The following is a 23,560-nucleotide window of genomic DNA, read 5'->3' as shown; positions in this document are numbered from 1 at the left end:
CATGGAAAGACTGCTGGAAGCCGTCACAGCCGTGGTCTGTCTCGTTTCGCCGGAGAAGGTTCGTGCGCTGGCGGGCAGCATTCGGAAGATCGAGGATGCGAAGGCGAATGTCGCACTGTCGGACGTCGTTGGCACGGCTTCGGCCAAGACCGTCGTCGAACGGCTCGTCAATGCGTGGCGAGCCACGTCGATCGGCTCCGGCGAACTGGCCTCGATGCTGCTCGCCGCCAGTCATACGTTCGAGAACGTATCGAGGCACCAGTCCACCGAACTCGTGTGGACGGGGCCGACGACGTCATTCGTCTCCGCCCGCCGAACCGAGCAGGCGCTGCTGCAAGTCATCGGCGCGGCCAAGCAAACTCTGTTCGTCACTAGTTTCGTGGCCTACGATGTCTCGACCATCGTGAAGGCATTGAATAATGCGAGCGAGCGAGGTGTGGGTATCTTTATTCTGCTCGAATCGTCACAGAATCACGGCGGCAGCATTTCTTTCGACGTGATTGGCAAGATGCGAGCGCTGGTTCCTTCCGCGAAGATCTACGCTTGGCACAAACGAGCGGAACCGTTCGTGGACGGGCGAGTTCATTCCAAGGTCGCAGTCGCCGACGGTGACGTGTGTTTCATCACCAGCGCCAATCTTACGGGTCATGCTATGGAGCAGAACATGGAAGCTGGCGTGCTCATCACTGGTGGTCAAATCCCGATGTTGCTGCAAGATCATTTGCAGGCCCTAATTGATACGAACATAGTGTCATTAACGTGAGTTCTGGATAACGTACCTCCGATACTGCTGATGTAAACTGAATCGCTCTGGAATTTTGGAGGCTGATTTTTATAAGTCACACGGTCATGGAGGACTTGTTAAGTTGTTCATAGTAAAAAGTTTTTATCTCGGAATGCGTCCGATGGCTCATTGGCTCCAGCAGCCGACGATGGCCAAACCAGTCATCCTAAGCCACCGCCCCACAATGCAGCGCACCACGCTCATCGTTCAAAACGCAATTTATAGTCAGACCACATAATTTCCATAATCTCTTATACCAATTAGCCATAATCCCCCTGCATAATTTTTCGAATGTAAGGAAAGGAGGTTAAAGAGGTGATCTGGGCGGGGGTAATGGATTGGTAATGGTAATGCCCCAGAAATTTCTTCCATAGGCAGTCAAACTGAAGAGACTTTGGCATGGAGACCCGAATGGGCCAGAGCACCTCAAGAAAGGACGACCAGATGCTTTGCTTCGGCGTTAGAGACAGCCGCTACAGGAATACGCTGATCCAAAGTGACTAAACGCCCCCCATGGGCAACAGCGAGCGCCAGCAAGTAGGCATCCGTCACCTGTCGGGAACTGAGTAGTCGATCCCAGGCCAGCCGCTGTGGCTCCAATAAACTGATTGAGTCAGGCCAAAACACATGAGCTTCTTGCGCGGTGGCCTGCGCCAAGCGGTTAGCGATTTGAAAAGCGGACACCGCATTGGGATAGGCTGGATGTGAAAAAATCCGAATACACCCATTTTGAGTCAAAGGGCACGATGCCCAGCCTTCATGGATCTGCGCGGTCAGCCAGTCCATCGCGAGGCGATGATGGAGATGGCCCGCATCCAGGAGAGCGATCAACACATTGACATCAAGCAACGCTCGCATCAAATGCCCTCAGCATCACGCAAACGATTCACCGCCTCATCCGTCACCAGCCGACCGGCCGGAAAAGGTTGAAACCCGGTGATGGCGACCTGCTCCTGTTCCTGAGGCGACAGGGGTGGCCTCGCCAAGGCATGACCGGTTAAACCTTGGCGCAACAAGCGCGAGACCATGCGTCCCATTGACAGGCGCTCGCGTCGCGCTAGCTCTTTCGCAGCGTTGAGCACATCATCGTCAATATCCAAGGTGGTGCGCATATGGAACTCGTTTAAGGAAAATGATGATTTGATGCGCTGATTATGATGCATCACGCGGAGTAGCGCTAGTTCTTCCCCTGGTGATGCGGATGGTCGTCGCTTGAGATAAATGCAAAGAACAACGATTCAGGACTTTCGCTCAACGGTGGACTGGAGCGTTTTCGGCGAGGAGAAGGTCTTCCGTCCTCGGCATCGGTTCAATTCTTGCCCGATTGGAGTTGAATGCAATGCTGGAACGGTCATCCACTGCTGGAGCCGTTTCATGAACGCACCCGTCTCGTCTTTTATCCCCGCCGTTGCAGGGCCTGCAACGCCCTTGGATGTCACCGAAGGTCAATTCCTGCATCTACCGCTACCGTGGATTGCCGTGCAGCCGGGTTTTAATCCCCGGACGTTTTTTGAAGATCAGGAGTTTGCCGAACTCGTCGCGTCCGTTCAACGCGAAGGCGTCTTGCACCCGCTGTGGGTTCGTCCGGCACCGGACTACGACGCCAGCACGCCCCGATTTTGGTTGATTGCCGGCGAACGCCGTCTACGCGCGGCCCAGGCTGCCGGGATGGCCACCGTGCCGGTGATCGTGCGCTGTGTCGGGGAGCGTCAAGCCTTGATGCTGGCAGAGTTGGAAAACAACCCCGCCTTGCGGATCAATCTCTCGCCGGCGGAGGAAGCGCGTTTCGCGCAACGCTTCGTCGGCGCGTGTGACGGCGACCGGGTGGAGGCCGCGACGCTTTTGGGCTGGTCAACGACCAAGTTGGACGCTCGCTTGCTGCTGCTGCACGCTGCGCCCGGCGTCTTGACGGCGCTCACCCAACGGCACATTCATCTGGGTCATGCGGAACTGCTGGCGGGCCTGCCGGAGGTGACCCAAGAGGGCACCTTGGCGAAAATCCTCAGTGATCGGATTACCGTCGCCGATCTCAAAGCCCGCATCAGCGGGTTTGCCTTGGAGTTAGCCGCTGCCCCGTTTGACATCACGGACTGTGGGGCCTGTCGGCACAACTCCGCCCCGCAAGCGGTCTTGTTTGCCGAAGCGCTCGCCAGCGGCCGTTGCCAGAATCGGGGTTGTTATGCCGAAAAAACCCAAGCGGCTTTAGCGCGCCAGAAAGCGGACTTGCAAACGCAGTATCCGGCGGTCTTTCTGGACACCGAGCGCGCCGCTGACACTTACACGCGCCTGACGGCGGAGGGTCCGACCGGCGTCGGTGCGGCGCAGCTAGCAGCGTGCCAAGGTTGCCAGCACTACGCGGCCCAACTCTCCACCCAACCGGGCCGGGAAGGGCAGGTTCACGCGCCGTTGTGTGTCCATCTGGCCTGTCATCGCGCGAAAATCGCCGCCGTTGCACCCGTTAAAACCGTCCCTGTATCCCCGGCGTCGCCTGCGACGGCGCGCGCCCCGGCCACCCCAGCGCCGGTTGCCGCTGTCGTATCCGCCGCGCCCATCGCCCAAGCGAGCGCTATCCCTAAAAAGGTTGACGTCTGGGTCGATGGCTGGGTCCGCCAGCAGGCCGCGCGCGCGGTGCTCGCCGATCAAACGCTCTGTCGGGTCTGGCTGTTGTATGCCCTGTACCTGGATGCCGGCCGACCGGAGGCGGTCCTCACCGACAGCGGCCTCTCGCCTGGACAGGCCGCCACCCGCGCGGCGTGGATCGAAGCGGTTGTGGCGCTCCCGCCGGAGGCGCACGCGCGATTACTGAAAGCCCTGTTAGCCCAGGTGATTGAGACCAAGGCCGAACCCGACGCCCTCCCCGGTACGGGTGCCTTGGTCGCCGCCGCGCAGGCGAGTCTTCACGCGGCACAGACCGATCTCACCGCCGCCTTTACCCCCGATGCGGGTTTTTGGCAAGCGCATACTAAATCAGGGATCGCGGATTTGCTGCGAACCGCCATCGCGCCCGATGGCGAATCCTTCGCGGCCTGGTATGGGCGCACGGCTCGCCCATCCGCCACCGATACCCAAGCTTTGGAGCGCCTCCTCAACGGCAAAGGAAGCGATTTAATCCACGCCTTAACCCATACGGCCTTTGATTTCTCCGCCTGGCTGCCCAACGCCATTGCGCGTCGGTTCAAGGCGGCGCGTTCCTAACCCCATTCCATCATGACGGGGGCGAACGCCACGCGCCCCCACGTCATCGGCCACGTCGCCCTTGCCCGTCCCCCGTTTGCGGCTGTACCGATCTTGCCCACCCCCCGTTTCATGCGAACCTAAAACCGTTCACTGCTCGGAGATGTTTTATGAGTTTATTTCGCCACATCGCCGCCTGTCTCGGTCCTGATGAGCAGGTGAGCTTCCAACTGCGTTGCGACGGTGCGCAACTGACCGTCTTGGTGTTACCCCAACTGAAAGCGAGTTCTCCAACCGACCCCGATCAACACGCCTTGCACACGGCGCTGGCCTATCCGTTGATCGTGCGCGGGACGGCGGATGATCTGGATCAGTCGTTATGGGCAACGCTGACCACGTATGCCAGCCAGCGCCGCGCCCTCCACACCAGCGACCAGACCCTCACCGCCTTGGCGGCAGTGGTGCAACAGACCCAGCAGACCGTTGAGCGCCGCCGCGCGGGTGCGGCGGTGGGTGGCGGGGCGGGCGCACCGCCGCCGAATGCGCTTCCGGCTGCAACGCCCCCGGCCGCGTTCGAGACCACGAATCCCGACAGCTTATTTTAATCCCTGGAGAATCCCCATGACCGCGTTGACCCTGCAACCCCTGACCCGCCGCTTCAAAATTGCGTCTTTAGAGATTCCTGATCCTGCCCCGCACTTATCGCCGACCGAGGCGGTGAAGCTCTTAGCAGCGAGCTATCCCCATTGCGCCCACGGCTTGCTGGGCGACCCTGAAGAACGCGACGGGCTATTGATTTACCCGGTCGAAAAGATGCCGGTGAAGACCAATGGTTGATCCCTTGGAACAACTGCTGGCCTGGGCGCGGGCGACCGCGCCATTGGCGCTCGCTGATCCGTTGGATCGGCCCGTGCGAGTGGAGACCGCCGTATGTCTAGATCGAATCAACGCGCTAGCGCCACGACCCGCCCGCGAATCCCGCGATCTTCGCTCACCCTTCGCCGCGCCGCCGCGCCTGCTGCCGCCGTAAACCCGTTTTTAGGGCCGCGGGGCGTGCGCGATCTGTCGGGCCGCACGTTCGCGCGCCTTCAGGAACAGGCGTATGCCGGTTGGCTGACGGGCCGGCGGGTGGGCGTGGCGGCGTTGTTGCGCGTGGGCCTGGAGTCTGGGTTGTATCCGGCCACGGCATTAACGGCGGCCTTCGCGGCCCCGACGCCGCAAACCGCCCTGTATCGGCTGCTGGAACAGACCTTAACCGCCTTACCCGACTGGCTGGACGCCCTCGCCCGCCGCGCCCTGCTGGAACCCACGCCGATGCCGTCTTGGCAACCCTTCGTGGCGCTGCGCCTCGATGACGGTCCCGATGAGGCGCTGTTTCTGGTGTTGGCGGTCCAGTCTGTGTGGATGCACACCGTGCATTTGGACGGATTGCCACCCCGCTTGGCAATAGCCATTGCCGAGACGCTCGCCCTGATCGGTGAGCAATTAACCCCGGCGTGTTTCCTGCGGGATTTGGCGGGGTGTTGGTTGGACGAGGATCACACCACGTATGCCGCGCTCCGTGACCAGCACCTGCCGGATGACGCCGCCCGCTGGGCGTATGTCCACGACCAGACCGATTGGCTGAACTGGTTTGATTGGGACGAAGCGAGTTTTGCCGACTGGTGGGCACGGATGGACGCTTATGACCAACCCCAAGCGATCTGGCTTCGACGCTGGTTGCGCCGCCCCTGGCGGCCGACGGACGTGCGGTTACGCGGCATCATCCGCCGCCGCTGGCGCTTACGACACCAGGCCGCGTTGCGCCGCCTGCCGTGGTGGCGTTGGCTGCGCCAGGCGATCCGGGTGCTACGCTGGACGCGGCGTCATGCGCCCCACCGCACACGTCCCGGTATGAGTCCAGCGGGTCTGGAGGAGGATGGGGGAACGTCCTTGGAGATGGCCCAAGCCCTGTCCTTCGATGAACCCTGGGAACCGACCTTTTGCGAGGATTATTACACCACTTGGCTGGAATCCGGCGAGGACTGTGGCTGGCGCTTGCCGTGTGATCCGACCACGAATGCTTTGGGCGCAACACTTCAGGCGTTCGCCACCGGCCAGGGTTTACTGATCGGGGCGTGTCAGGCGGATGCCCTGACCCAGGGGCGCGACCTGGCGCACCTTTGAGTCGCGCCCGGCGGGGTCTGGCTTGATTTTAATCGCGTGCGACGATCAAGGCATTCCCCTTTCGGTGGAGGGCTGGTTTTCGATCTCGGTTTAACGGCACCCAGGAGACACCCCCTTGACGATCTTGGCTCCCCCTGAACTCCCGGTCTTTCGGGAAACGATCCAGCCACGCGCGGCTTTTTTAATCTACGAGATCGACGCGCACCTACTGGCCACCGTGCATCCGTTGAGCGCGACCCGCAACGGACACGCCGTGATCGGCGTCGGTCGGCCCTTAACGCAGCGCGACCTTCAGGGCTGGCTCCTGGATCTGGCCGGACAAGCCCGCGCCCCGGCGCTGACCCTCCTGCCAGAGCACCTATTGGCGCTGGAGGAAGGGGTGCTGGTGTGGTGGCGACCGGCTCGGCGCGCGCCGATGTGGTTTGTCATCGGTGGGCAGCGGTATGGGTTTCGCGTTCCCTGGCCGCCGTTGGTCTTGGTCGCCGCACGCCAGCACTTGTGGTGCGCCGCCTTGGCGCAAAATCGCCGCCCCACGGCGCAAACACCGCTTTATCACGCGCCGCTCATGAATATGGATCGCCATGGGGCGGTCTGTTTGGGGAACGCCGCACCGCCGCCCTCGTGCGCACCCGGCCAACAGGCGGCCTGGGAAGCGACCGTGTGCCAGACGAACTTCGCCCATGTCTCGCACCCACAGACGCTCAAGCTGGCTGATCACGCCGAGGTCAGCACGGACGCCCATGTACGGTTTTGGCAGGGGCTGGATGGAAAAAGCCGCTTTCCCACCGCCGCGCTGGTCACGCGCGACGAGACCCTGACCGACTGGCTGGCGGCGGTGCTGCCATGACGCTCCCCTACCCACCGTCTTTCGCCGACCCGCTCGATCAGGCCCTCTTCGCCAGCGCCCCCACCCTCATTCAGCCGCCGAGCGGGGCGGCGCTCCCGCCCGTGCCCGATGAGACGTAGCGCTTCGTGCTGGCGAAACAGGGGTTGTTCCTGCAAACCCAGACCGCCGCGCTGGACGCCTGTCTCCCCTGGGCGACCTGGACCCAGGAGATGCCCTACGGTCGGCTCCGTCCAGGATTGCGCTTGAAGGCCGCGCCGTTGCCGGATGCCCTGTGGCAGGAATGCCAACACCGCGCGTACGCGCAATGTCCTCAGTGGGGCGCGTATCGCTTACTCACGGAAGGGTATCAAATTCACCAGACCCCGGTCCTGGAACGCAGCGCCCATCAGTTGACCGATCAGGTGCTTGATCGTCCGGCACGCCCGTCCCTGGTCGCCCATATCCACTCCCACGGTCATGGCGCGGCGTTTTTTTCCGCCCAAGACGATGTGGCCGATCAACGCGGCGAAGGGGTCTATCTCGCCCTCGTCTTGGGACGCTGCGGCGCACAGGCGACGATGACCGCCGCGTGGCGCTGGGTGGTCTGGGGCTGGTTGCTCGCGCTCGATGCGGCGTCCAGGGCACAGATGCTGCCAGACGCGATCAACGGGTGATCGAAGGAGCGGCTGACACGCAGCCCCGGCACGTTGACTTGCCCAGACGGTCTCCACGGTTAGGGTGGAAAGACATCCACCGCTGGAGATCGTCATGGCCGTTTTCCTCTCCGATACGCCTATTTTAAAACCCCTCGCTACCGCGTTACGGAGCCAGTCCGGCTGGCAATCCGCACAGTTGTTTGAATGGTTTTTGGAGGACGTGCTCGCCGATCTGACCGGCCAGCGTCCGCGCCAGACGCCGCCCACCGAGGCGCGACCCACCCTTCGGGATCTGGCCCGCCTGTATGCCCAAGCAGTTATCAGTGCGCCGCCGTTTGACGATCTGTTGGGACCGTTGTTCATGGGCGTGATTTGCGCCAGCGATCAACGGTATCGCGGCCAGTTTTTCACGCCCTTGCCCATCGCGCGCTTCATGGTGGAACTCACCGTGCCGCTCAACGACGGGAAGCCGCCACCCGTGGATCGACTCTGGCGCGTGTGCGAACCGGCCTGTGGCTCTGGGATCTTGCTGCTGGCGCTGTGCCAACGGCTGTATGAACGGCAGGGGCCTGCGGCGTTATGTGCCTGGAGCTTGACGGCGATTGATCGGGATGCAACGTGCGCGGCGCTCACGGCGGCGCAACTGCTGGCCAACAGCGTTCTCCATCGAGCCCCGCTCGGCGAACTGATCGTGTATCAGGGCGATGCGCTGGGGCCGCCCCAGAATCTACGAGTGGTGGTGCATCAGGTCGCCACGCCGATGACGCCCGGTGGATCGCGTCCGGTCGTGCCCGCCCTGCATCCAGCGCGCACGGCAGCCTTAAAAGCAGCGGCAGAAATGCGCCTGGATGCGTTCGGCCTGCCGATGGTGGAAACACCCGTGGAGGGGGCGGACGCCGCCTAGGTCACCGGCCCTCGCTGGATAACGCCCGCTCACGCGGGCTTGCCGGCGCGATCCTTGGGCTGATGCTGTGAATAGGATTTTTTATGTTGGAGCGCGTCGATGCCTTACCTTCAAATTCCGCCTGTTTGGCTGACTCGTCCGGTGCGCGTGACCTTGATTGGCGCGGGCGGGACCGGCTCTCACCTGTTCGGTGCGTTAGCCGCGCTCGATCATTCTCTACGCGCACTCGATCATCCGGGCGGGTTACAGGTGACGGTCTTTGACCCGGATCGCGTCAGTCCCACCAATATCGGTCGCCAGGCGTTTTGGCCTGCCGAAATCGGCCAAAATAAGGCCATTGCCTTGGTGCAGCGCGTCAATCTCGGATTAGGACTGGATTGGGTGGCCGTACCCCAGCGGTTTTCAACCCCGTCAGCCGATTTTCGAGACGTTGATTTGCTGATCACGGCCGTCGATCAGGCGCGCGTGCGCGCCACGCTGGGCCGTCAAACGCACGCGCTGTCGTACCCTTTGTCTGATCCGATTTGGTGGTTGGATACCGGCAACAGCGCCTTTGAGGCGCAAGTCGTCTTGGGGCATTGGCAAGCCGAAGCAGGACCCGATTGGATTCCCAATATCTTTCAACTCTATCCTGAACTGGCCAGGATCGATGATCGCGCCCAACGCGAACCCTCGTGCTCCGCCGCCGCCTCGCTCGCCCGTCAGTGGCTGCCCATCAATCGGCTGGTGGCCGATACCGCCTTGACCTTGCTGTGGCGCTTATTCCGTGAAGGCTGCATCGAGACGCACGGCGCGTGGATTGATCTTCAGACCCTGCATGTGCGGCCCTTACACACCGATCCCAGGGTTTGGGCCAGTTTTGGCTGGACGAATCCAGACTAAACGCCCTGCACGGTAACAGGGTGTCCTCCAACCTGCACCGGGGCGCGTCGTACCCCCGGCGCGTTCATCCGCGTCGCGCCTGGACGCACCCCCGGCGCGCGTCCACGCCAGACGCGGAAAACCCGTTTTTTTCGCCGCCTTCCGCCCCAGTCTGATCCGCATCCCGATCCCACCACGCTCGTTTTAGCCCGACAACGCGGGCACGCGGTGACCGAATCGCCCAGCGCGACTCTGTTGAATGGCGCGGGGCGTTCGCACTTCACCCCGCGTCTCTTGCCCGTTTTGAACTCTGCGGTGAACTAAAAGCGTCACATCCACTGGAGAACGCTATGTCCACTGTCACGTTGAAAACAACTCCGACGGTCACCCTCACAGCCCCCGCACGGGCGTTGCTTGAGACCCTGTTGCACGCGCTCGCTGCCCTCACCGACTCACCTGCGCCACCGTTATCCACCCTGGGATCGGAACTCGCAAAGCGCGGCCAGCGCCTGCGCTGGAATCCCAAGACCCGTCGCGTCGTCATCACCGCGCGTTAATTTCCCGTTTAGCCCCTCGCCAGGGAAGGCGTTTTGGAGATATCAATGAGGTCCATTGAGTTGAAGACCGCAGGTCGTCCCCTCTCGCCTGGGATCTCGCAACTGCGGCACACCCCGAAAGATCGGCGACGCAGCTCCCTGGCCCGGTTGCAAGCTGAGACCTGGGTGATGAAAGCGTATCCCAGGGCCGGTCAGCTCCAGGTCCGCGATCGCCGCTCCCCCTGCATCGACTTCTGGCCGGATACGGGTGTCTGGGCGATTCAGGGGACCGGCCGCCATCAGCGCGGACTGCGCAAGCTGCTGGATTTCCTTCGCCACAACCATTAACCCTCTGTGGTGGGAATGCTCACCGTCTGGAAAAAGCGATGAAACAAGAGACACTCGGCCCGCTGCGCTATCTCTTGGAAAGGGGCCAAATGCAAACTAAAAAAATAGCCTGGACGCTGAGTCAGCGGGATGGCGCGCAGGCGCAGAAGCCGTCAATCCTAGCACGCGCTACCCCTGCGGGAGCTGGGCTTTGGAAAATCAAGGGCCGCCGCGTGCGCTCACCCATCGTGCGACGCGCGATAGCGTAGCGGCTGCGGAGACACTTTAACGCTTCGCCATCCAGGAACGGCGAATGCCTGGATGACTTTCAAACGCCGATGGATCACCTTGATTGCCGCAGGGTCACAAAAGACAATGGATCAGGCTCCATTGCCTCAACAAGGCTCTGCGTTTAGCACTCTACAGGAAAAGTCTATGAATGTTGCCGAACTGATTTATCAACACAGTCTCCAGTTACCTGAATCCGCTGCGCAGGAAGCCTTAGTCTTTATCCAAGACTTGGCAACACGCTACGCCATCACCACGGTAGCGTCCCCTCTGCGAGGGGCCAACGACACGGAGGCTTTTCTAGCGGACATCGCCGACGACTTGAGCGCTGATTTTCCAGACGAGATCACCGATGCTGATCTGGGGATAGATATCCGACGCGAGGCCCTCGATTAATGCGCTATCTTTTAGATACCAATATCGTGATTGCGCTGATGAAGCAGCAGGCCAGCGTGCTTGCGCAGGTACGGCACGTGGGTGTAGCTGCGCTCCGTCTTTGCGCGCCGGTGGAGGCCGAGTTGTGGTTTGGCGTCTGGAAAAGTAGCCGCCCTGAAGAGAACCACCGCCGCTTATTGCAACTCTTAGCGTGGCTCCCAAGTCTACCGTTTGCCAGTGAATCCGCGATGCACGCTGGCGAAATCCGAGCCACGCTAGCGCGACAAGGCACACCGATTGGGCCTTACGATCTGCAAATAGCAGCCATCGCCAGAGCACACGATTTAATCCTGGTTACCCATAATACGCAGGAGTTTAAGCGGGTGGCGGCACTGACGCTGGAAGATTGGACGATCCCGCCGGTTACTTGAAGCGACTCTTTTCAGCGGTCCTAGAAACCGCCAAGCGCGTGGTCTTTCAAGCCGACATTGCCTTGCCCAGACGCTGCATCGTGCCAGGATAGCGTTATCAATCAAGGAGAAACAACGATGAACCCGGCCACCCTTCTTCAGACGCTCAATCCCCGGTTAAGCGCTCTTCAACTTCCGACCTTAACCGCTGACACGTTGGCCGCCTTATCGACTACAGTGACGGTTGAACGGTTAACGCACGCGGTGCACTGCGCCGAGCAAAACGATGCGGGGGCGCGACTGTATTTGATCCGCAATCTGCCCGCGTCCGCTCGGGATATGCCTGCGCCCCGCCGGGAGTCAACCGCCGCGCCGCCGCCCACACACCCGCAGCCGACGCCCGCGCCAAGCTCCGCCTCCACACCCACGCCGACGCGCCCGCAGCCGATGCCCACGCCGGAGGCTGGCCCTCCGGTAGGCGCACCGACTGAACGCGCACTCCCCGATCCGCGCTCGCGCCATCGGATTTACGCCACCAAGGCGGCGCTGCTGTGGGAACTGGACGAAACCCGCCAACACGAACCGACGTTGCGGCTGGAGGCGGCCCCCGCGACGGGTGCCAAACTCTATGATTGGAAACAAAAGATCAGCCTGCAACTGACGCGCGAGGAGTTACCGTGGGTGGCCGCGACGGTGTTGGGATTAACCCCCCACTGCGAGTTTAAACATCACGGCCCTGAGAATAACAAAGGGTTTCGTCTTGAACACCAGGGGAGCCACCTGTTTGTCCGGGTCTTTCAGAAGGATCGCCCTTTACTGGCCTTACCCATCAACGCCGCCGACTGTTTTTATCTGGCGGCGCTGTGCCTTCGGCCCTTGCGGCAAGCCAGCCCCTGGCTCTCAGACCAGGGCCTGATCGCCTTGTTGCGGCTCATCGTGCAGCGGATGGCGACGGGTGGTGAAGCGCCCCCCGCCCCTCTCAGGGCGTATTGAGCACATTGGAGGGGGCATACTGATCGGTCAGGAGGCGGGCGTTGGGGTTCCAGTCCCGCGCGCTGGAAAAGAGCGGCAGCAACTCCGCTTGACCCACCCCCAGCGGCTTTAATTTTGCCTCCAACGCGGCGGCGTTGCGCGCGACGACTTCGGCGCTGGGCACGCCGTCGCGTTGGAGGAGAATGATGCGGTTTTTGTTTTCAAGGCGCAGATTGTAAAACGTGCCAAACACCGCCTCGTAGGTGGCTGATTCGTGATCGTACAGCTGACTGGTAGAGAAGGTATTGGCGGCGAGGACGCCCTGGGGTGTTAAAAGGCTCTTGATTTCCGTTAAAAACTCCTGGGTGAGCAGATGCTCAGGAATGTAGTGGTGATCAAAGGCGTCCAGCAGGATTAAGTCGTAGTGCTGTTGCGCTTTGATCGCGCGCTTGGCGAACACACGCCCGTCTTCCTCGGTGACGCGCCGCGATGAACTGGGCTTAAAACCAAAGAAGTGTTGGGCGACGCGGGTGATGGCGGGATCGATTTCCACCAGGTCCATGTCGGCCGCTGGATAGAGCGATGCGAGCGCCATGGGCAGCACGCCGCCCCCCAGCCCGATGATCAAGATGCGTTGCGGCTGCGGATTGAGATACAAAGCGCCCATGAGCAGGCGCGTGTACGGAAAAACCAGCACGTTAGGATCGGTTAAGGATCGGCAGGTTTGCCGCGTCCCGTGATCGCGCTGGCTAAAGGCCATACAGCGTTCGCCACCGTCCTCATAGACGAGGATATGGCGATAGAGCAACTTTTCGGTGTGAAGAACGTGGGCGGCGAGGGCGGACTGCGCCATCCAAAGAAGACTGAGTAGACTCGAAACGAATCGTAGGGTGCGCCTCTCCTGAAAGGTGCGAGGCGATCCCGGCTTGGGCGTCGTGCAGAGATTCAACATCGATCAGTCTCCGATCTTGAAACAGAAGCGAAAGGGAATAAACGCGACGACCTTACCGACATCGCTCAAGGGGCAACTAAATTTGGGCCAAAGGTTATAGGCGTAACCGCCTTCGGCATCGATGGGGGTTGGGAGGGTGGCGATATGGCTCTCACAGTATTTCGTCGGATGGGGCGAGAGGCTTTGCCAATCCCCTTGCGCGTAGACGGAGGTCAGTTTAGGCCGGAGTTTCACGCTGGCATCGGCGACCAGATCCGCCCCGCGCGCGGCGATCACCGGGGCGACATGACCGGGATGTTCATTGTTCAAAAACCCATGGCGGGGATAGAGATGTCCCCAGAGTTCCAAGCCCACGCCCACGCGATCCGAGGAGAGTGGATTGAGCATCGTCAGGGTTTTCGTCACATCGGTGATCGGCCAGCCGGAACGCCAAAAGAGCGCATCAGGACCGGAGAGGTAATAGGGATAGAAATACTTCACCTCATTCGGGCACAAGAGCCGGTCGATCTTGATGCCGCCGCCCAAGGCCAGATCTATCGAGAGTTTTTCCGTCAGTTCGCGCAGATCCTGGGCCAGCTTTTGAAACTTCACGATCGCGTTGGCGATGGCGTAAATCTGCCCGATCAGATCCTTGATTTGAAAGTACAGGCTAATCAGGGTCAGCGGCAACAGCGGACCCACCGCGCAGGCATTGGGGTTATGGATACAGGATTTCGCCCAATCGCCCCATTGCGTAATGAAATTCTTTGTCTCCAGGTTGACCTTCGTGACGCTTACACCACTGCCACCGCTGCCGCTGCCGCTGCCGCCGCCATAGCCATAGCTGCCGCCGCCGGTGGGGCCGTCGGTATAACTATCTTTTTTGAACGCCCCGTCTTTATCGACCAGCGCGGGCAGCACCGCGACCGGATGGCCAATGATTTCCACTTCCTTAAAGTTGGTGGATTGGTGATCGCCATAGCGGCCATAGCGGGTTTGACCCCCGCTGCTTTCCACCAGCGGGGACCCGCTGATGGCGATAAAGAGCACCTGGCCCAATTGATCGAGCAGAAGCTTTTGGACGACGCCCACGGTGGCCGCCCACTCGATATAGGGTTCTTTCGGGAAGCGATCCGAGGCCATGACGTGCAACGCCGCCAGGTGATGTTCCACGCGGGGCACGAGCCAAATCTTGACCTTGGTGAGGCTGATCTCCAGGCGGACCTCAATCCCCAGAAAGCAATATTTCAGACACGCCGGGAGCGCGGCGAGGGTATCCTTGATTAACGTGAGGGTGGTGTAGCGGGTTCCGACCAACAGGCTATCCGCCCAGGTCGGCGTGGCGGTGGTCAAGAGGCCCGCGATCGCGAGCGACTGGAGCGATAAGCGAAACAGAGAGAAAGGGCGCATACGGTTTCCTCAAGCGCGGCCTGCGAGCGCGAACCGATCAGTGGATGACCCCCGCGCGCGAACGGACGCGCGGGTGGAGAGGACAGAAGCACAACCGGGGCTTCCTCACCGTGCGGGATCTCCCGCGAAATTCGCGCGACCGGCCGTTCCCGGCGCACACCCCCATGCCCTGAAGGGCGGTGGGGGAATCCCTGAACTCAGCCTACCCCGGTGTGGGGTTGGGGCAAGCGGGGGCGCGCTCCGGTGGGCGCTGGCGTCAGCCAGTCCCGCAGGATTTGGCGCGCCTCCTCGCGCGTGCTAAACGCCGGTGGACTAAGGCCGCGCAAACGCGCGTGATGCGCGATCTGACGACCGAGCGCCACCAGGGCGGGGTCTTGCGTTGCGGCCAACCCTGCGGGATCGGGTCGCGTCACGTCGGACGATTCCCTGAAAACCGGCGCCGCCTCTAGCGCGGCGGGAACCGCCGGGATCGGCGGGGCCGCGTCCGTTGCGAGCGGTGCGATCACCGGGCTATCCGGCGCGGTACGGGACGCCTGCGGCGTTGCCTCCGGCCGGGGTTCGGGTAGGAGGGGCGTTACGGCAATCGACCCACGGGGCGCGTCACCGGCTGCGCTTTGCGAGGCCACCTGCTGATCGATCCAATCCTGCGCCTCGTCGTCCTCAAACGCCTCGCCGCCAAAGCCCAACGCCGCGAGCAAGCGTTGTCGGGCGGCGGTCTCCAGGATCTCCAGATCCTTGTACGCCTGAATGGCCTTGGCCGCCGTGGCGGTGGCCAGAACCTGCCCTTGGGTGTTTTGCAGTACCGCGCGGCAGATCGTGGTGGTCAGCGCCGCCGTGAGTGGGGGTAAACCCACCGCCTCCGGTTTGTGGCCCGCGCTGATGGCGGCGCTATAGAGCGCCTGTAACCCCGGCTTCAGGGTGAGCGGGTCCATAAACTCCGTGGTCACGGCATAACCCTGCGCCGGTCCATAGCTCGCCAGGAAATCCGGCAATCGGGTGGCGAGGGTGCGATACGTGACCGCATCGCCTTCTGGCGTAAACCACTGCCTCGTTTTTTGCATTGTCTTGCCTCCAAAAACGTCTGGAGGGCCACCCCCGCTGGGGGTGTATTCCCCCAGACGGGTTGACGGACTGAACGGGTGGACGCGCTAGGCGCGCGCGCCGAACAGGTGCTGCTCCAAAAGACCAAACAGACGGGGCGCGAGCGCCTCGACCTGTTGGATCGCGATCGCGTGTGCCGGGCCAAACACCCGTTGCACGGCCTCCAGCGTGAGGCCCACGCCGATCCCTAACACCGCAATACCGCTGGCGCGGCAGCGCGTGAGAATATCCAGCACGGATGCGCAGTGATCCGGCTCCCCATCCGTGATGACGATCACCAACCGCCGCGCGGCTGGACGCTGGATCATCTCAAAGGCCAGCCGCCACAACGCGGGCGCGAGCGGCGTGCCGCCGTGCGCGCTTAAGGCGAAGCGTCCTGCCACCGCCTGCGCGCGTTCCGCCCAGTCCTTGAGCGGAATCACGGTGTCGCCTTGGCCCGGAAACGCCAGGGCCTGACAGCGCACCCCAGCAATCCCGTCCAAGGCCAGCGCCAAGGCCAACACCGCTTGGCTCGCCAGCGCGAGGTCGGTTTGCATAGACCCGCTGCGATCCAGCAATAACCCTACCGCGGTATCCACCGTCTCGCCGCGGACGTGCTGCTGAAAAAGCCGGGAGTCCCCCACTGTGAGACGATCCAGATGCGCGTGATCCAACCGCCGCCCGCGCCGCGATCGCGCCGTCGATCCGTGAGTGTGCGCTTCCAAGAGTGTCGCCAAGCGCCGCGACAGCGCCCGCGTCGCTACCCGCGCGGCCCGGCACAGCGCGGGGTTCGGGCGAGGGGGCCGTGGCGGATCAACACCCGCCACGGTGACGCCCAACCCATCGGTCTGGGCGGCTTTCGCCTCCAACAGCGCCGCGACTCGCGCACCGATATCCGCTGCCGAGACGTTCTCCGTCGTCTCTAACAGCGCCTGCAAGACCGCACGATCCGGTGAAATCCTATCGGCCGTGGGGGATGCAGAGGCGTCAACCGTTGGCATCGCGTCCGGGCCTGATTCAGCGTTGCCGGAGGGGGTCGTATCCGAACCTGCACCGGCGTCGGTCGCTGGCATGGCGTCCGGGCCGGACACGGGTGCCTCGTGACCTAAACCCGGCGGTAAAGCGTGCTGAGGCGCCGCCAGGGCGTCGGTGAGCGCCTGCACCATGGCTTGCGCCAGCGCGAGCACCTCCGCGGTCGATTCCGCGGTGCGCACGGCGAACGCCAAGGTCCACACCGTGCGCCACAGCGGTTCCGATAGGAGCGCCATTAAGCGCGCCTCCAGTAGGGCGGCCGCGCTTTGCAAGGCGCTTTGCCCTAAGACCCGCCATCGCAAGAGGGCGAGCAACCCCATCACCAGCTGCTGCACCGGGGGCGCGTCCGCTGCGGGGACGACACTCTGTTGGGCCTCCAAGGCCGTCATCAGCGCCGCGAGGTTCTGACGACTGCCGGGATAGGCACGACCCAACGCCTGCTCAATGCGGATGTCCTCCAGAAGATTGAGCAACAACCCCAACAGCCCGGCCGGTTTCAAAATGGCCGGATCGGTGTAACGTAGATGCCCCGACTCATGGTCGATAAAACCATGGGCGTACACGCCCGCGAGAACATCATCCGGCGGCAGCGCGGGGATCGTAATGGTTTGAAAGTCGGTAAAGGCCCGTTGGCCTTCAATGACCACGCGAAGGCCGCGTTTCCGGCCCAACATTTGGGCAATGAGCGGTAACGCCCCCACTAAAGAACTTTTCATCGTCCTACCTCGTCAAGAGAGGACGCAGACGGCGAACGCCCCCGGTGGGGCGCGCAACGCCCCACGTCCGGGGTGGATACTCAGAAGAACCAATGTTCCGTGGCCGGCTCCGGTAAGGGAGCCACGTCCACAGCCGATGTTGGCCGTTGGGCCGTTGCTTCCGCGTCATCTTCCGGTAAGGAAGCCGCGTTGGCCGACGGCACGATGGCCACGTCCACGGCCGATGCGGACCGTAGGGCCGCCTCGGCCGCCTCCTCGGAGAACGTCAGGGCTGACGCTCCGATGCGGGGTGACGACTCCGCCGAGGGCCAGGCCCATGCCGGATGGGGATTCACCCACACCGGGGCCGCCGCCGCCCAGGTTTTTAAGCCGTGCGGTTGGGCGGCCAGCGCCAGGAACTGCACCAGATCGTCCAGCACCCGGCCGGTCAGGATGCCCTTGGCCGGGATGCTCGCCAACAGCCGGTCGATTTCCCCGATGACGGCCCGAAAGCCGCCCTCGATAAACGCCAAGCCGTCGAGCTTGTCCCGCAGGGCGCTCAAGGGACTCAGCGCGCGGCGAGTCACCTCGGTTTTGCCCTGAAAGGACGTTTCCAGCACGTCCTTCGCTTCTTGAGCGATCTCCTCCAAGATCTGATCGCCCAAACCGGCGAGCGCCTGGTGTAAACCGGGATGTTGCACCGCTGGGGGTGGCGCGCTCACGCGGGCGACCTGCACCTGAAACTGCAAGCGTCCCCCGACGTAAGTGGCGGGCACCAGGGCATCTTGGATGAGCTTTTGCCATTGGGATGGCTGCTGCGCCGTCCAGTCGGCCAGTTTCTGGTCATAGGTCGCCAGAAACGCCGTTTTGGCCTGCTGGTAGCGCTGCCCCAAGGTCGTGAGCCGATCCAGCAACCCCTGTGCTTTCTGCGCCGGTACGGCATAGCCGCCGAGGAAGCGGGTGCCCACCGCCAGGCAATGCCGCCGAGCGGCGCTGCGAATGGAGGTGAACGCGCGCAGCGTATCGGGGTGAATGAGCTGCTTATCACCCAGCGACACCAGGGTCTCTGGCGGGAGCGTGTCCCGATCCAACCCCAGATCCTCTGGCGTCAGGGTTTTCTTCCCCGACCAGCAGGAAATCTGGACATTGACAAACACCAACTGCTCTAACGTATCGACGTTGAAGGTTTGGTCTTGCATCGCGGTTCTCCTTAAACGATCCCAAAGAACCGCCGGGCGCACGCCCACCGCCCGGTGGGCAGAGAGACGTCCGCCCGGACGGGATGTGAATTCACGCCCCCACTAATAAAACCACCCCACATCCAAGGCGTCGTTGAGCCAATCGCTGACGACCGTCTGGAGCAGGCCTAATTGCTGCAAGTAACTGACGCAATCACCCGACGTGGACAGCGGCCAGGGCCAGACCCTGATCCCATGCCCTGCCGCATCCTGAAGCGAAAATTCGGGCAACGTACGCGACAGCAACAGCCAAAAAGCGGCTTGGCCCAGCGTCTCACCCGGTTGCCAGGCACAGCCCGCGTCACGTTCGGTCTTGGACCACAAGCACCGTAGGCGCGGTCCACCGTGGTCTGGCCGTCCCTGCGGCGGCGACCACCCCACGGCTTCGAACTGTGCGGCGACGACGGCATACGCCACCTCCAACGCTTGATGCCTGGCGGCGTGTGAGCGGTTAAACCCCCAACGCCAATACCAGCCCGGTGCTAAGGGTGGCTCGACGGTCCCTCCCACAGAGGGCGCGACCGCGAGCGGGGTCAGATCCCGCCGATTGTCGGCCAATCGATGCGCGCCTAAGTCTTGATAGCCGTTGCGCGCCTTCTCGAACGCCCGTGCCCGCGCTTCCTGCCCCGGTGAGCCGTGATGACACTGCTGGGCGGGCGTGTACGCGAGGCGTAACACCGATCCCGTGCGGCCGTAATAGACCGTTAAGCCCGCCGGATCGGGCGTTAGCGGATAGGCCCAATCCTTGCGGGTCCCATCGAGGTTTTGCTTGCGGTACAGCTGCACCTCACGCATGGGACTCTCCGGTGATGCGCTGGACGATTTGATGGATCGCCTCCGCAGTTTCCGGCTCCGCGCGGGCGGTCAAGGCCCGTTTGAGCGCGTGGTGTAAAGGGCTGGGCGCCCCTTTGAACTGAAGCGTCAAATACGCCCAGCGCACCAACGCGCGGGTCGAGAAGGGCAGATCCAGTGCCTGGGCGTCGGTCTCCTCTGGGGTGGAAAGACGGCGCACCTCGTGGGCCACCGCCACCATCCACTCCCGCACGGGCGCGGGCAGGCTCGGAAACTGTTGAGCCAGCAGCGCCTGCTCCTCGTCGACGGTCGGATAGCCGACGTCGACCACCCAAAACCGATCCAGGAGCGCGCCGTTCATCCGACGCACGCCCGCATACAGACCGGACCGGTCGCCGTGGCCCGCTGAATTGGCGGTGCACAGGAGACCAAAGCCCGGTGCGGGGTGAACCCCCTCGCCACCATTTTCGGCCATCACCAACGGTCCGCCGTCCAAGACGGTGTTCAGCCCCGCCAGTTCACCGGGGTCCATGAGATCGACTTCATTGAGTAATAACCAAGCGCCTACCCGCAGGGCCTGGGTGAGCGGCCCATCCTGAAACAGGATGTCGCCGCCCAACACGGTGCGATAGCCGATCAAATCGGCCACCTCCAGGCGGGCCTTGGCGTTCACTTCGATCAGCGGCAGGTTCAAGCGCGCCGCGACTTGGCGAATCACGCTCGATTTGCCCGACCCCATGGGGCCAGTGAGCCATAAGCCATCGTGGTGCTCACCCGCACTGAGGCCCCGATGCCAACGTAAGACATCGGACAACAGCGCGGCGCGGAACCGATACGCCGGATCGAGCGGCGGCGTTAACGGGTGCGGGGCGGCAAAACCCTGCACCCGAATGTTCGCCGGCGCGGCAATCCCAAAGGTCGTACTGACGGGAAATTCAGTCGATTGCGATAACCGCCGGTCAGTCGATTGAAACATGACGCACTCCTTCAATGAAAAAGAGGGCGCAGGTCACCCCCGCAGGGGATCGCGAACGCCCCCCCACGGGGTTTAACAACGGGAGCGCCTAGCCCGTCTTGCGGGGCTGAAGACGCTTTTGATAGTACGCGCGCACCGCCTCACCAAACTCGTCTGGGGCGATGCGCGGGTCATAGAGGATGACGCACGCCTGAAAACTAAACGGCGGCGGTGCGCCTGACGCTAACGGCGCTTCCATCCAGGCGAGGATGTCCGCTTGCTCGTCAGGGGCCGTGTGCGGGCAGACCAGGATGTGAAGCTGCCGTTTCAGCAGCCACACATGCAGGGCCTCCCACTGGGACGCCAGCCACGCGCGATCTTGACAAAGCCCTTCGTACTCGGCTTTGGCGTCACGGCGGATGGCGCGTTTGGGTGGATCACTCGGACGTGCGACCGCCGCGAAGGCCGGTCGCTCCCACACAAAAAGCTCACCTTGCTGCTGCATGGCCGCTTCCCCCACCTCCGGGACGCGCCACACCCCCTCTGGGGCGAGACACGCCCCGAAGGGATTGAACGGTGAGAGGCTAGGGCGTCGCGAACCGCTGCGGCCCAAGACCGACGGGTTGGAGATCCCGATCTCGGACAAAGCCGGTCTCGTTTCCGCCCATCCGCACGGCACGCCAACCCTCCGTGATTCCAAGCGGTGTCACCGTTTCACCCACGGCGAGCACCCGAATCACCGGATGTTCTGTACCCGGCCCCGAGCGCAACGTGACGGCGGTTCCCGTTTTGGCGGGCTTCACCTGCCAAACGGTGGGCGGCTTGAGGAAGCCGGAACGCTCCAGACGCGCGGAAATCCGCGCATCCACCACCTTCAAGGTTTCACAACCGCCAAGGCTCAGGCTCAGGCTCAGGCTCGCTGCAACAACCAGCATGACTCGTGTCTTCAACATCACAACGTCTCCTTCTTCATCGAAAAAAAGGGGACGCATTGCCCCCGCAGGGACCCTGACGTCCCCTGGGGGTTGATGTGAAAAACCCTGACTTAAAAGGGCGGATACGGCGCAGGGGTCCAAGCGCTGGCCCGGACCCACAAGGGGTCATCCAGCCGCCACGACTCAAACACCCCCTCGGCCGCGTGCGCCACATTCGCGACCGCCAACGACGAAACGCCGTTTTCCCCCGCCTTGGGAATCACCGACAGATCAAAGGCGTCCTCCCCATCGGTGAAGCCCATCGCATCGAGTCCATTCTCCGCAATGATCATCGTGTTCTGATCCGCCCAGCGCGGGGGCTGGAGCGGGTGGACCGTGCACGGCAAGCGCGCGCAGAGGTTCGCCACGAAATCGTCGTACTGCCCCTGACGATCATCAGCAGACCCCTCGGGAGGCTCCGCCTCCCACGGACCATCAACGTCGGCGCTTGCAAGAGGACCGTCTGAGCGCCTGGCCTTTCAAACACGCCCTTGCCCATACTCACCTCCAAGGCCGGGACGCACGCCCCCGACGGGGAGCGGCCCCCCGTTGGGTTTTAAAAAAAGTCCCCGGAAGCGGCCACAGGCGAGGCCGTGTCGGGAACGATCAAGCCTTCCATGTCGCCGTCTTGGCAAAGCCCCCGCACCGCACAGAGGGTGCAAGGGCTGTTGTGCGCCATCAGACCGCGCTTGGGAAATCGCCCGCGCGCGATGTCTTCGGCGACCCACAGGACTTTTTGCACATAATCCTGGGTTTGCGCCGGAGTACGGCGGGCGACGGTGATCGGGGTGCAGACCTCGGGCCCTTTGCCCTTGGCCGTGACGTTGCGCTTGATCAGCTCGACCCACCCCAAGCGCTCGACCGGGGCGATCCCCAGGTGCGGCGCATGAGCATCCAGGAGCACCTGGTAGCCGGTCAGTTGATCGGCGACCGTGAGCCAGGCCGGGTCGGTTGGCGTGCGGGGTGTTTTCAGATCCAAACACTCCAGCACGCCCGCTGCCGTGCGCGTGAGCACATCCAATCGACCGACGAAGGTCACGGTGTCTGTGATGCGCACTTCCAGCTTGCGCTCCAGGAGCAGCGCGCCCGTGCGATCCGTGACCAAGGTCCGATCCCAGCGCGGCCAAACCGTCGGCCACAGCCGCACCAGCGCCTCGCCGATGGCCCTGAGCGATTCGGGCGATTGCGTCGCCGAATACGCAATGCCGTGCTGTTGCGCGTCCGTCCAATGGTGCTGGAATCGATCCACCGGCGAGGGGGGCTGATCCTGATGCCACCCCGTCAGCCAGTCCGCCATCGTGCGGTGGATGACCGTTCCAAACACCAAATTCGCGGCCCGATGCACAGGCCGAAGACGACACACCTCCTCCAGCCAGTACTGCTGCGGGCAGGTCTCGTACTTCAGGACCGCCGTAGGCGAGAGCCGGATCATGGTCGCGCGTCCGGGCTGAAACACACGGTCTTACCCGCAATCTGCGGCGGTTGGGCGCCGGTCCAGGTGACGCGCACCCCCGCGGGTAATCCCCGCAGCTGCAATGTCGATCCCGGCGTCGCTACGGCCGTATCCAGTCCAGCGGCGGCGTCTTGGGGCATCGTTGCCACCAACGCTTCATACCGCGCGACCGCCGCCTCAAAGGACTCCGCCAAAGGCGTCCAAAGGGCGATCTTGCCGCGGACCAGGAAGACCCCAACGATGACCGCCGCCCGATCCAGGGGCGCGACCTGCGGGGTAAACGACCAGATCTGTACCGTCCCGGTCGGACCCGGAATCGATTGCTGGGCGGTGACCGCCATGCCAGGACCGGCATGGGCGGCGATTTCCGCTACCGCCTTCATGGAGGGCGTTTGCAGATGATCGGCACGTAGAAAATGCATGGTTCCTCCTTCAACGAAAAGAGGACGCACCACGCCCCCAGGGGACGTGGATGTCCCCGATGGGGTTACTTGGAAAAATCGGTTATGCTGACGGTATCCGTTCTCTTGGAGACCGCCATGCCCGACGACGAACGCGAACCGCTCTATCAGGTGGATCACCAGTGCTCCACTGGACAGCGGCGGGCCGGAATCACTACAGCCCTTGGTTTCACCGCTTCGGGATTCGCCTGGAGCGTATCCGCACGGTCGATGACCTGGAGACCGCGCGGCGAATCTGCGCGAGCGGCTTTCAAGATCAC

30 protein-coding genes are annotated in these 23,560 nt (G+C 62.8%); 15 read left to right on the top strand and 15 right to left on the bottom strand.

Annotation, left to right across the window (positions count from 1 at the left end; all coding sequences use genetic code 11):
• Position 1: 1 nt before the first annotated feature.
• Positions 2-763, top strand: coding sequence for a DISARM system phospholipase D-like protein DrmC (drmC, locus tag BN873_RS16945; RefSeq protein ID WP_048676556.1), 762 nt, complete (start codon positions 2-4; stop codon positions 761-763).
• 447 nt (positions 764-1,210) lie between these two features.
• Here drmC and BN873_RS16940 read toward each other — a convergent pair whose 3' ends face one another.
• Positions 1,211-1,642, bottom strand: coding sequence for a TA system VapC family ribonuclease toxin (locus BN873_RS16940; protein WP_048676554.1), 432 nt, complete (start codon positions 1,640-1,642; stop codon positions 1,211-1,213).
• On the bottom strand, positions 1,642-1,896 hold the full coding sequence (locus BN873_RS16935) for a DUF6364 family protein (protein ID WP_048676599.1): 255 nt from the start codon (positions 1,894-1,896) through the stop codon (positions 1,642-1,644). The genes BN873_RS16940 and BN873_RS16935 overlap by 1 nt, the downstream gene beginning before the upstream one ends.
• Positions 1,897-2,158: 262 nt before the next feature.
• Between BN873_RS16935 and BN873_RS16930 the strand changes: the two genes are divergently transcribed.
• The 14 genes from BN873_RS16930 (at position 2,159) to BN873_RS16860 (ending at position 12,300) form a co-directional block, all read left to right on the top strand.
• The gene (locus tag BN873_RS16930) at positions 2,159-3,979 is read left to right on the top strand and encodes a PRTRC system ParB family protein (RefSeq protein WP_048676551.1); all 1,821 of its coding nucleotides are present in this window, start codon (positions 2,159-2,161) and stop codon (positions 3,977-3,979) included.
• 149 nt (positions 3,980-4,128) lie between these two features.
• The gene (locus tag BN873_RS16925; protein WP_048676549.1) at positions 4,129-4,563 is read left to right on the top strand and encodes a PRTRC system protein E; all 435 of its coding nucleotides are present in this window, start codon (positions 4,129-4,131) and stop codon (positions 4,561-4,563) included.
• A gap of 16 nt (positions 4,564-4,579) precedes the next feature.
• A complete protein-coding gene (locus tag BN873_RS20570; RefSeq protein WP_048676547.1) occupies positions 4,580-4,795 on the top strand; it encodes a PRTRC system protein C in 216 nt (71 codons plus the stop codon).
• Positions 4,788-4,988 carry a hypothetical protein gene (locus tag BN873_RS16915; RefSeq protein WP_048676546.1) on the top strand — a complete coding sequence of 67 codons (201 nt, stop codon included), beginning with the start codon at positions 4,788-4,790 and terminating at the stop codon, positions 4,986-4,988. Before BN873_RS20570 ends, BN873_RS16915 begins: the two co-directional genes overlap by 8 nt.
• A gap of 23 nt (positions 4,989-5,011) precedes the next feature.
• The gene (locus tag BN873_RS16910) at positions 5,012-6,124 is read left to right on the top strand and encodes a hypothetical protein (RefSeq protein WP_048676544.1); all 1,113 of its coding nucleotides are present in this window, start codon (positions 5,012-5,014) and stop codon (positions 6,122-6,124) included.
• Positions 6,125-6,239: 115 nt separating this feature from the next.
• Positions 6,240-6,971, top strand: a complete 732-nt coding sequence (locus tag BN873_RS16905; protein WP_048676542.1) for a PRTRC system protein B — start codon at positions 6,240-6,242, stop codon at positions 6,969-6,971.
• 125 nt (positions 6,972-7,096) lie between these two features.
• Complete coding sequence (locus BN873_RS16900) at positions 7,097-7,624, top strand: Mov34/MPN/PAD-1 family protein (protein WP_048676541.1); 528 nt, start codon at positions 7,097-7,099, stop codon at positions 7,622-7,624.
• A 94-nt stretch (positions 7,625-7,718) separates the two neighbouring features.
• Positions 7,719-8,510: an N-6 DNA methylase gene (locus BN873_RS16895; protein WP_048676539.1), complete on the top strand. Its 792-nt coding sequence runs from the start codon at positions 7,719-7,721 to the stop codon at positions 8,508-8,510.
• A gap of 99 nt (positions 8,511-8,609) precedes the next feature.
• Positions 8,610-9,392 (top strand): PRTRC system ThiF family protein, encoded by a 783-nt coding sequence (locus BN873_RS16890; protein ID WP_048676537.1) that lies wholly within the window; start codon positions 8,610-8,612, stop codon positions 9,390-9,392.
• 329 nt (positions 9,393-9,721) lie between these two features.
• Positions 9,722-9,928: a hypothetical protein gene (locus BN873_RS16885; protein ID WP_048676535.1), complete on the top strand. Its 207-nt coding sequence runs from the start codon at positions 9,722-9,724 to the stop codon at positions 9,926-9,928.
• 45 nt (positions 9,929-9,973) lie between these two features.
• Complete coding sequence (locus BN873_RS16880; RefSeq protein WP_048676533.1) at positions 9,974-10,255, top strand: hypothetical protein; 282 nt, start codon at positions 9,974-9,976, stop codon at positions 10,253-10,255.
• Positions 10,256-10,669: 414 nt separating this feature from the next.
• Positions 10,670-10,918 (top strand): hypothetical protein, encoded by a 249-nt coding sequence (locus BN873_RS16870; RefSeq protein ID WP_048676597.1) that lies wholly within the window; start codon positions 10,670-10,672, stop codon positions 10,916-10,918.
• A complete protein-coding gene (locus tag BN873_RS16865) occupies positions 10,918-11,328 on the top strand; it encodes a type II toxin-antitoxin system VapC family toxin (RefSeq protein WP_048676529.1) in 411 nt (136 codons plus the stop codon). Before BN873_RS16870 ends, BN873_RS16865 begins: the two co-directional genes overlap by 1 nt.
• A gap of 117 nt (positions 11,329-11,445) precedes the next feature.
• Positions 11,446-12,300: a hypothetical protein gene (locus BN873_RS16860; protein WP_048676527.1), complete on the top strand. Its 855-nt coding sequence runs from the start codon at positions 11,446-11,448 to the stop codon at positions 12,298-12,300.
• On the opposite strand, the gene BN873_RS16855 is transcribed toward BN873_RS16860, so the two are convergent.
• The 13 genes from BN873_RS16855 to BN873_RS20565 all read right to left on the bottom strand — a co-directional run bounded on the left by BN873_RS16855 (position 12,287) and on the right by BN873_RS20565 (position 23,554).
• Positions 12,287-13,231: a spermidine synthase gene (locus BN873_RS16855; RefSeq protein ID WP_242434458.1), complete on the bottom strand. Its 945-nt coding sequence runs from the start codon at positions 13,229-13,231 to the stop codon at positions 12,287-12,289. The two genes, BN873_RS16860 and BN873_RS16855, sit on opposite strands and share 14 nt — an antisense overlap.
• A gap of 3 nt (positions 13,232-13,234) precedes the next feature.
• Positions 13,235-14,620 carry a hypothetical protein gene (locus tag BN873_RS16850; RefSeq protein ID WP_048676523.1) on the bottom strand — a complete coding sequence of 462 codons (1,386 nt, stop codon included), beginning with the start codon at positions 14,618-14,620 and terminating at the stop codon, positions 13,235-13,237.
• A gap of 197 nt (positions 14,621-14,817) precedes the next feature.
• A complete protein-coding gene (locus tag BN873_RS16845) occupies positions 14,818-15,681 on the bottom strand; it encodes a hypothetical protein (RefSeq protein ID WP_048676521.1) in 864 nt (287 codons plus the stop codon).
• An 87-nt stretch (positions 15,682-15,768) separates the two neighbouring features.
• Positions 15,769-17,448 (bottom strand): VWA domain-containing protein, encoded by a 1,680-nt coding sequence (locus tag BN873_RS16840; RefSeq protein ID WP_048676519.1) that lies wholly within the window; start codon positions 17,446-17,448, stop codon positions 15,769-15,771.
• 80 nt (positions 17,449-17,528) lie between these two features.
• Complete coding sequence (locus BN873_RS16835; protein WP_048676517.1) at positions 17,529-18,626, bottom strand: DUF3150 domain-containing protein; 1,098 nt, start codon at positions 18,624-18,626, stop codon at positions 17,529-17,531.
• A 102-nt stretch (positions 18,627-18,728) separates the two neighbouring features.
• Positions 18,729-19,460 (bottom strand): hypothetical protein, encoded by a 732-nt coding sequence (locus BN873_RS16830; RefSeq protein ID WP_048676515.1) that lies wholly within the window; start codon positions 19,458-19,460, stop codon positions 18,729-18,731.
• On the bottom strand, positions 19,453-20,433 hold the full coding sequence (locus BN873_RS16825) for an AAA family ATPase (RefSeq protein ID WP_048676513.1): 981 nt from the start codon (positions 20,431-20,433) through the stop codon (positions 19,453-19,455). Before BN873_RS16825 ends, BN873_RS16830 begins: the two co-directional genes overlap by 8 nt.
• A gap of 88 nt (positions 20,434-20,521) precedes the next feature.
• The gene (locus BN873_RS16820) at positions 20,522-21,058 is read right to left on the bottom strand and encodes a hypothetical protein (protein ID WP_139031765.1); all 537 of its coding nucleotides are present in this window, start codon (positions 21,056-21,058) and stop codon (positions 20,522-20,524) included.
• On the bottom strand, positions 20,997-21,365 hold the full coding sequence (locus BN873_RS16815) for an SH3 domain-containing protein (RefSeq protein ID WP_048676507.1): 369 nt from the start codon (positions 21,363-21,365) through the stop codon (positions 20,997-20,999). The genes BN873_RS16820 and BN873_RS16815 overlap by 62 nt, the downstream gene beginning before the upstream one ends.
• Before the next feature lie 92 nt (positions 21,366-21,457).
• The gene (locus tag BN873_RS16810) at positions 21,458-21,679 is read right to left on the bottom strand and encodes a hypothetical protein (RefSeq protein ID WP_048676505.1); all 222 of its coding nucleotides are present in this window, start codon (positions 21,677-21,679) and stop codon (positions 21,458-21,460) included.
• A gap of 263 nt (positions 21,680-21,942) precedes the next feature.
• Positions 21,943-22,818: a PD-(D/E)XK nuclease family protein gene (locus tag BN873_RS16805; RefSeq protein ID WP_082161368.1), complete on the bottom strand. Its 876-nt coding sequence runs from the start codon at positions 22,816-22,818 to the stop codon at positions 21,943-21,945.
• Positions 22,815-23,261: a hypothetical protein gene (locus BN873_RS16800; protein WP_048676502.1), complete on the bottom strand. Its 447-nt coding sequence runs from the start codon at positions 23,259-23,261 to the stop codon at positions 22,815-22,817. Before BN873_RS16800 ends, BN873_RS16805 begins: the two co-directional genes overlap by 4 nt.
• 155 nt (positions 23,262-23,416) lie before the next feature.
• Positions 23,417-23,554, bottom strand: a complete 138-nt coding sequence (locus BN873_RS20565) for a hypothetical protein (protein WP_171820514.1) — start codon at positions 23,552-23,554, stop codon at positions 23,417-23,419.
• Positions 23,555-23,560: the final 6 nt, after the last annotated feature.

This window comes from Candidatus Competibacter denitrificans Run_A_D11 (genome assembly GCF_001051235.1).
GTDB lineage: Bacteria > Pseudomonadota > Gammaproteobacteria > Competibacterales > Competibacteraceae > Competibacter_A > Competibacter_A denitrificans.
Note: the sequence above shows the minus strand (reverse complement) of the source record. Positions and strands in the feature narration are given on the sequence as shown.

Coding starts and splice junctions, on each gene's coding strand:
- BN873_RS16830 (WP_048676515.1), bottom strand. CDS start 19,460: ATGCGTGAGGTGCAGCTGTACCGCAAGCAAAACCTCGATGGGACCCGC.
- BN873_RS16805 (WP_082161368.1), bottom strand. CDS start 22,818: ATGATCCGGCTCTCGCCTACGGCGGTCCTGAAGTACGAGACCTGCCCG.
- BN873_RS20570 (WP_048676547.1), top strand. CDS start 4,580: ATGACCGCGTTGACCCTGCAACCCCTGACCCGCCGCTTCAAAATTGCG.
- BN873_RS16850 (WP_048676523.1), bottom strand. CDS start 14,620: ATGCGCCCTTTCTCTCTGTTTCGCTTATCGCTCCAGTCGCTCGCGATC.
- BN873_RS16880 (WP_048676533.1), top strand. CDS start 9,974: ATGAGGTCCATTGAGTTGAAGACCGCAGGTCGTCCCCTCTCGCCTGGG.
- BN873_RS16925 (WP_048676549.1), top strand. CDS start 4,129: ATGAGTTTATTTCGCCACATCGCCGCCTGTCTCGGTCCTGATGAGCAG.
- BN873_RS16890 (WP_048676537.1), top strand. CDS start 8,610: ATGCCTTACCTTCAAATTCCGCCTGTTTGGCTGACTCGTCCGGTGCGC.
- BN873_RS16865 (WP_048676529.1), top strand. CDS start 10,918: ATGCGCTATCTTTTAGATACCAATATCGTGATTGCGCTGATGAAGCAG.
- BN873_RS16935 (WP_048676599.1), bottom strand. CDS start 1,896: ATGCGCACCACCTTGGATATTGACGATGATGTGCTCAACGCTGCGAAA.
- BN873_RS16800 (WP_048676502.1), bottom strand. CDS start 23,261: ATGCATTTTCTACGTGCCGATCATCTGCAAACGCCCTCCATGAAGGCG.
- BN873_RS16835 (WP_048676517.1), bottom strand. CDS start 18,626: ATGCAAGACCAAACCTTCAACGTCGATACGTTAGAGCAGTTGGTGTTT.
- BN873_RS16860 (WP_048676527.1), top strand. CDS start 11,446: ATGAACCCGGCCACCCTTCTTCAGACGCTCAATCCCCGGTTAAGCGCT.
- BN873_RS16845 (WP_048676521.1), bottom strand. CDS start 15,681: ATGCAAAAAACGAGGCAGTGGTTTACGCCAGAAGGCGATGCGGTCACG.
- BN873_RS16870 (WP_048676597.1), top strand. CDS start 10,670: ATGAATGTTGCCGAACTGATTTATCAACACAGTCTCCAGTTACCTGAA.
- BN873_RS16815 (WP_048676507.1), bottom strand. CDS start 21,365: ATGTTGAAGACACGAGTCATGCTGGTTGTTGCAGCGAGCCTGAGCCTG.
- drmC (WP_048676556.1), top strand. CDS start 2: ATGGAAAGACTGCTGGAAGCCGTCACAGCCGTGGTCTGTCTCGTTTCG.
- BN873_RS16930 (WP_048676551.1), top strand. CDS start 2,159: ATGAACGCACCCGTCTCGTCTTTTATCCCCGCCGTTGCAGGGCCTGCA.
- BN873_RS16885 (WP_048676535.1), top strand. CDS start 9,722: ATGTCCACTGTCACGTTGAAAACAACTCCGACGGTCACCCTCACAGCC.
- BN873_RS16915 (WP_048676546.1), top strand. CDS start 4,788: ATGGTTGATCCCTTGGAACAACTGCTGGCCTGGGCGCGGGCGACCGCG.
- BN873_RS16895 (WP_048676539.1), top strand. CDS start 7,719: ATGGCCGTTTTCCTCTCCGATACGCCTATTTTAAAACCCCTCGCTACC.
- BN873_RS16840 (WP_048676519.1), bottom strand. CDS start 17,448: ATGAAAAGTTCTTTAGTGGGGGCGTTACCGCTCATTGCCCAAATGTTG.
- BN873_RS16825 (WP_048676513.1), bottom strand. CDS start 20,433: ATGTTTCAATCGACTGACCGGCGGTTATCGCAATCGACTGAATTTCCC.
- BN873_RS16810 (WP_048676505.1), bottom strand. CDS start 21,679: ATGATCATTGCGGAGAATGGACTCGATGCGATGGGCTTCACCGATGGG.
- BN873_RS16940 (WP_048676554.1), bottom strand. CDS start 1,642: ATGCGAGCGTTGCTTGATGTCAATGTGTTGATCGCTCTCCTGGATGCG.
- BN873_RS16855 (WP_242434458.1), bottom strand. CDS start 13,231: ATGTTGAATCTCTGCACGACGCCCAAGCCGGGATCGCCTCGCACCTTT.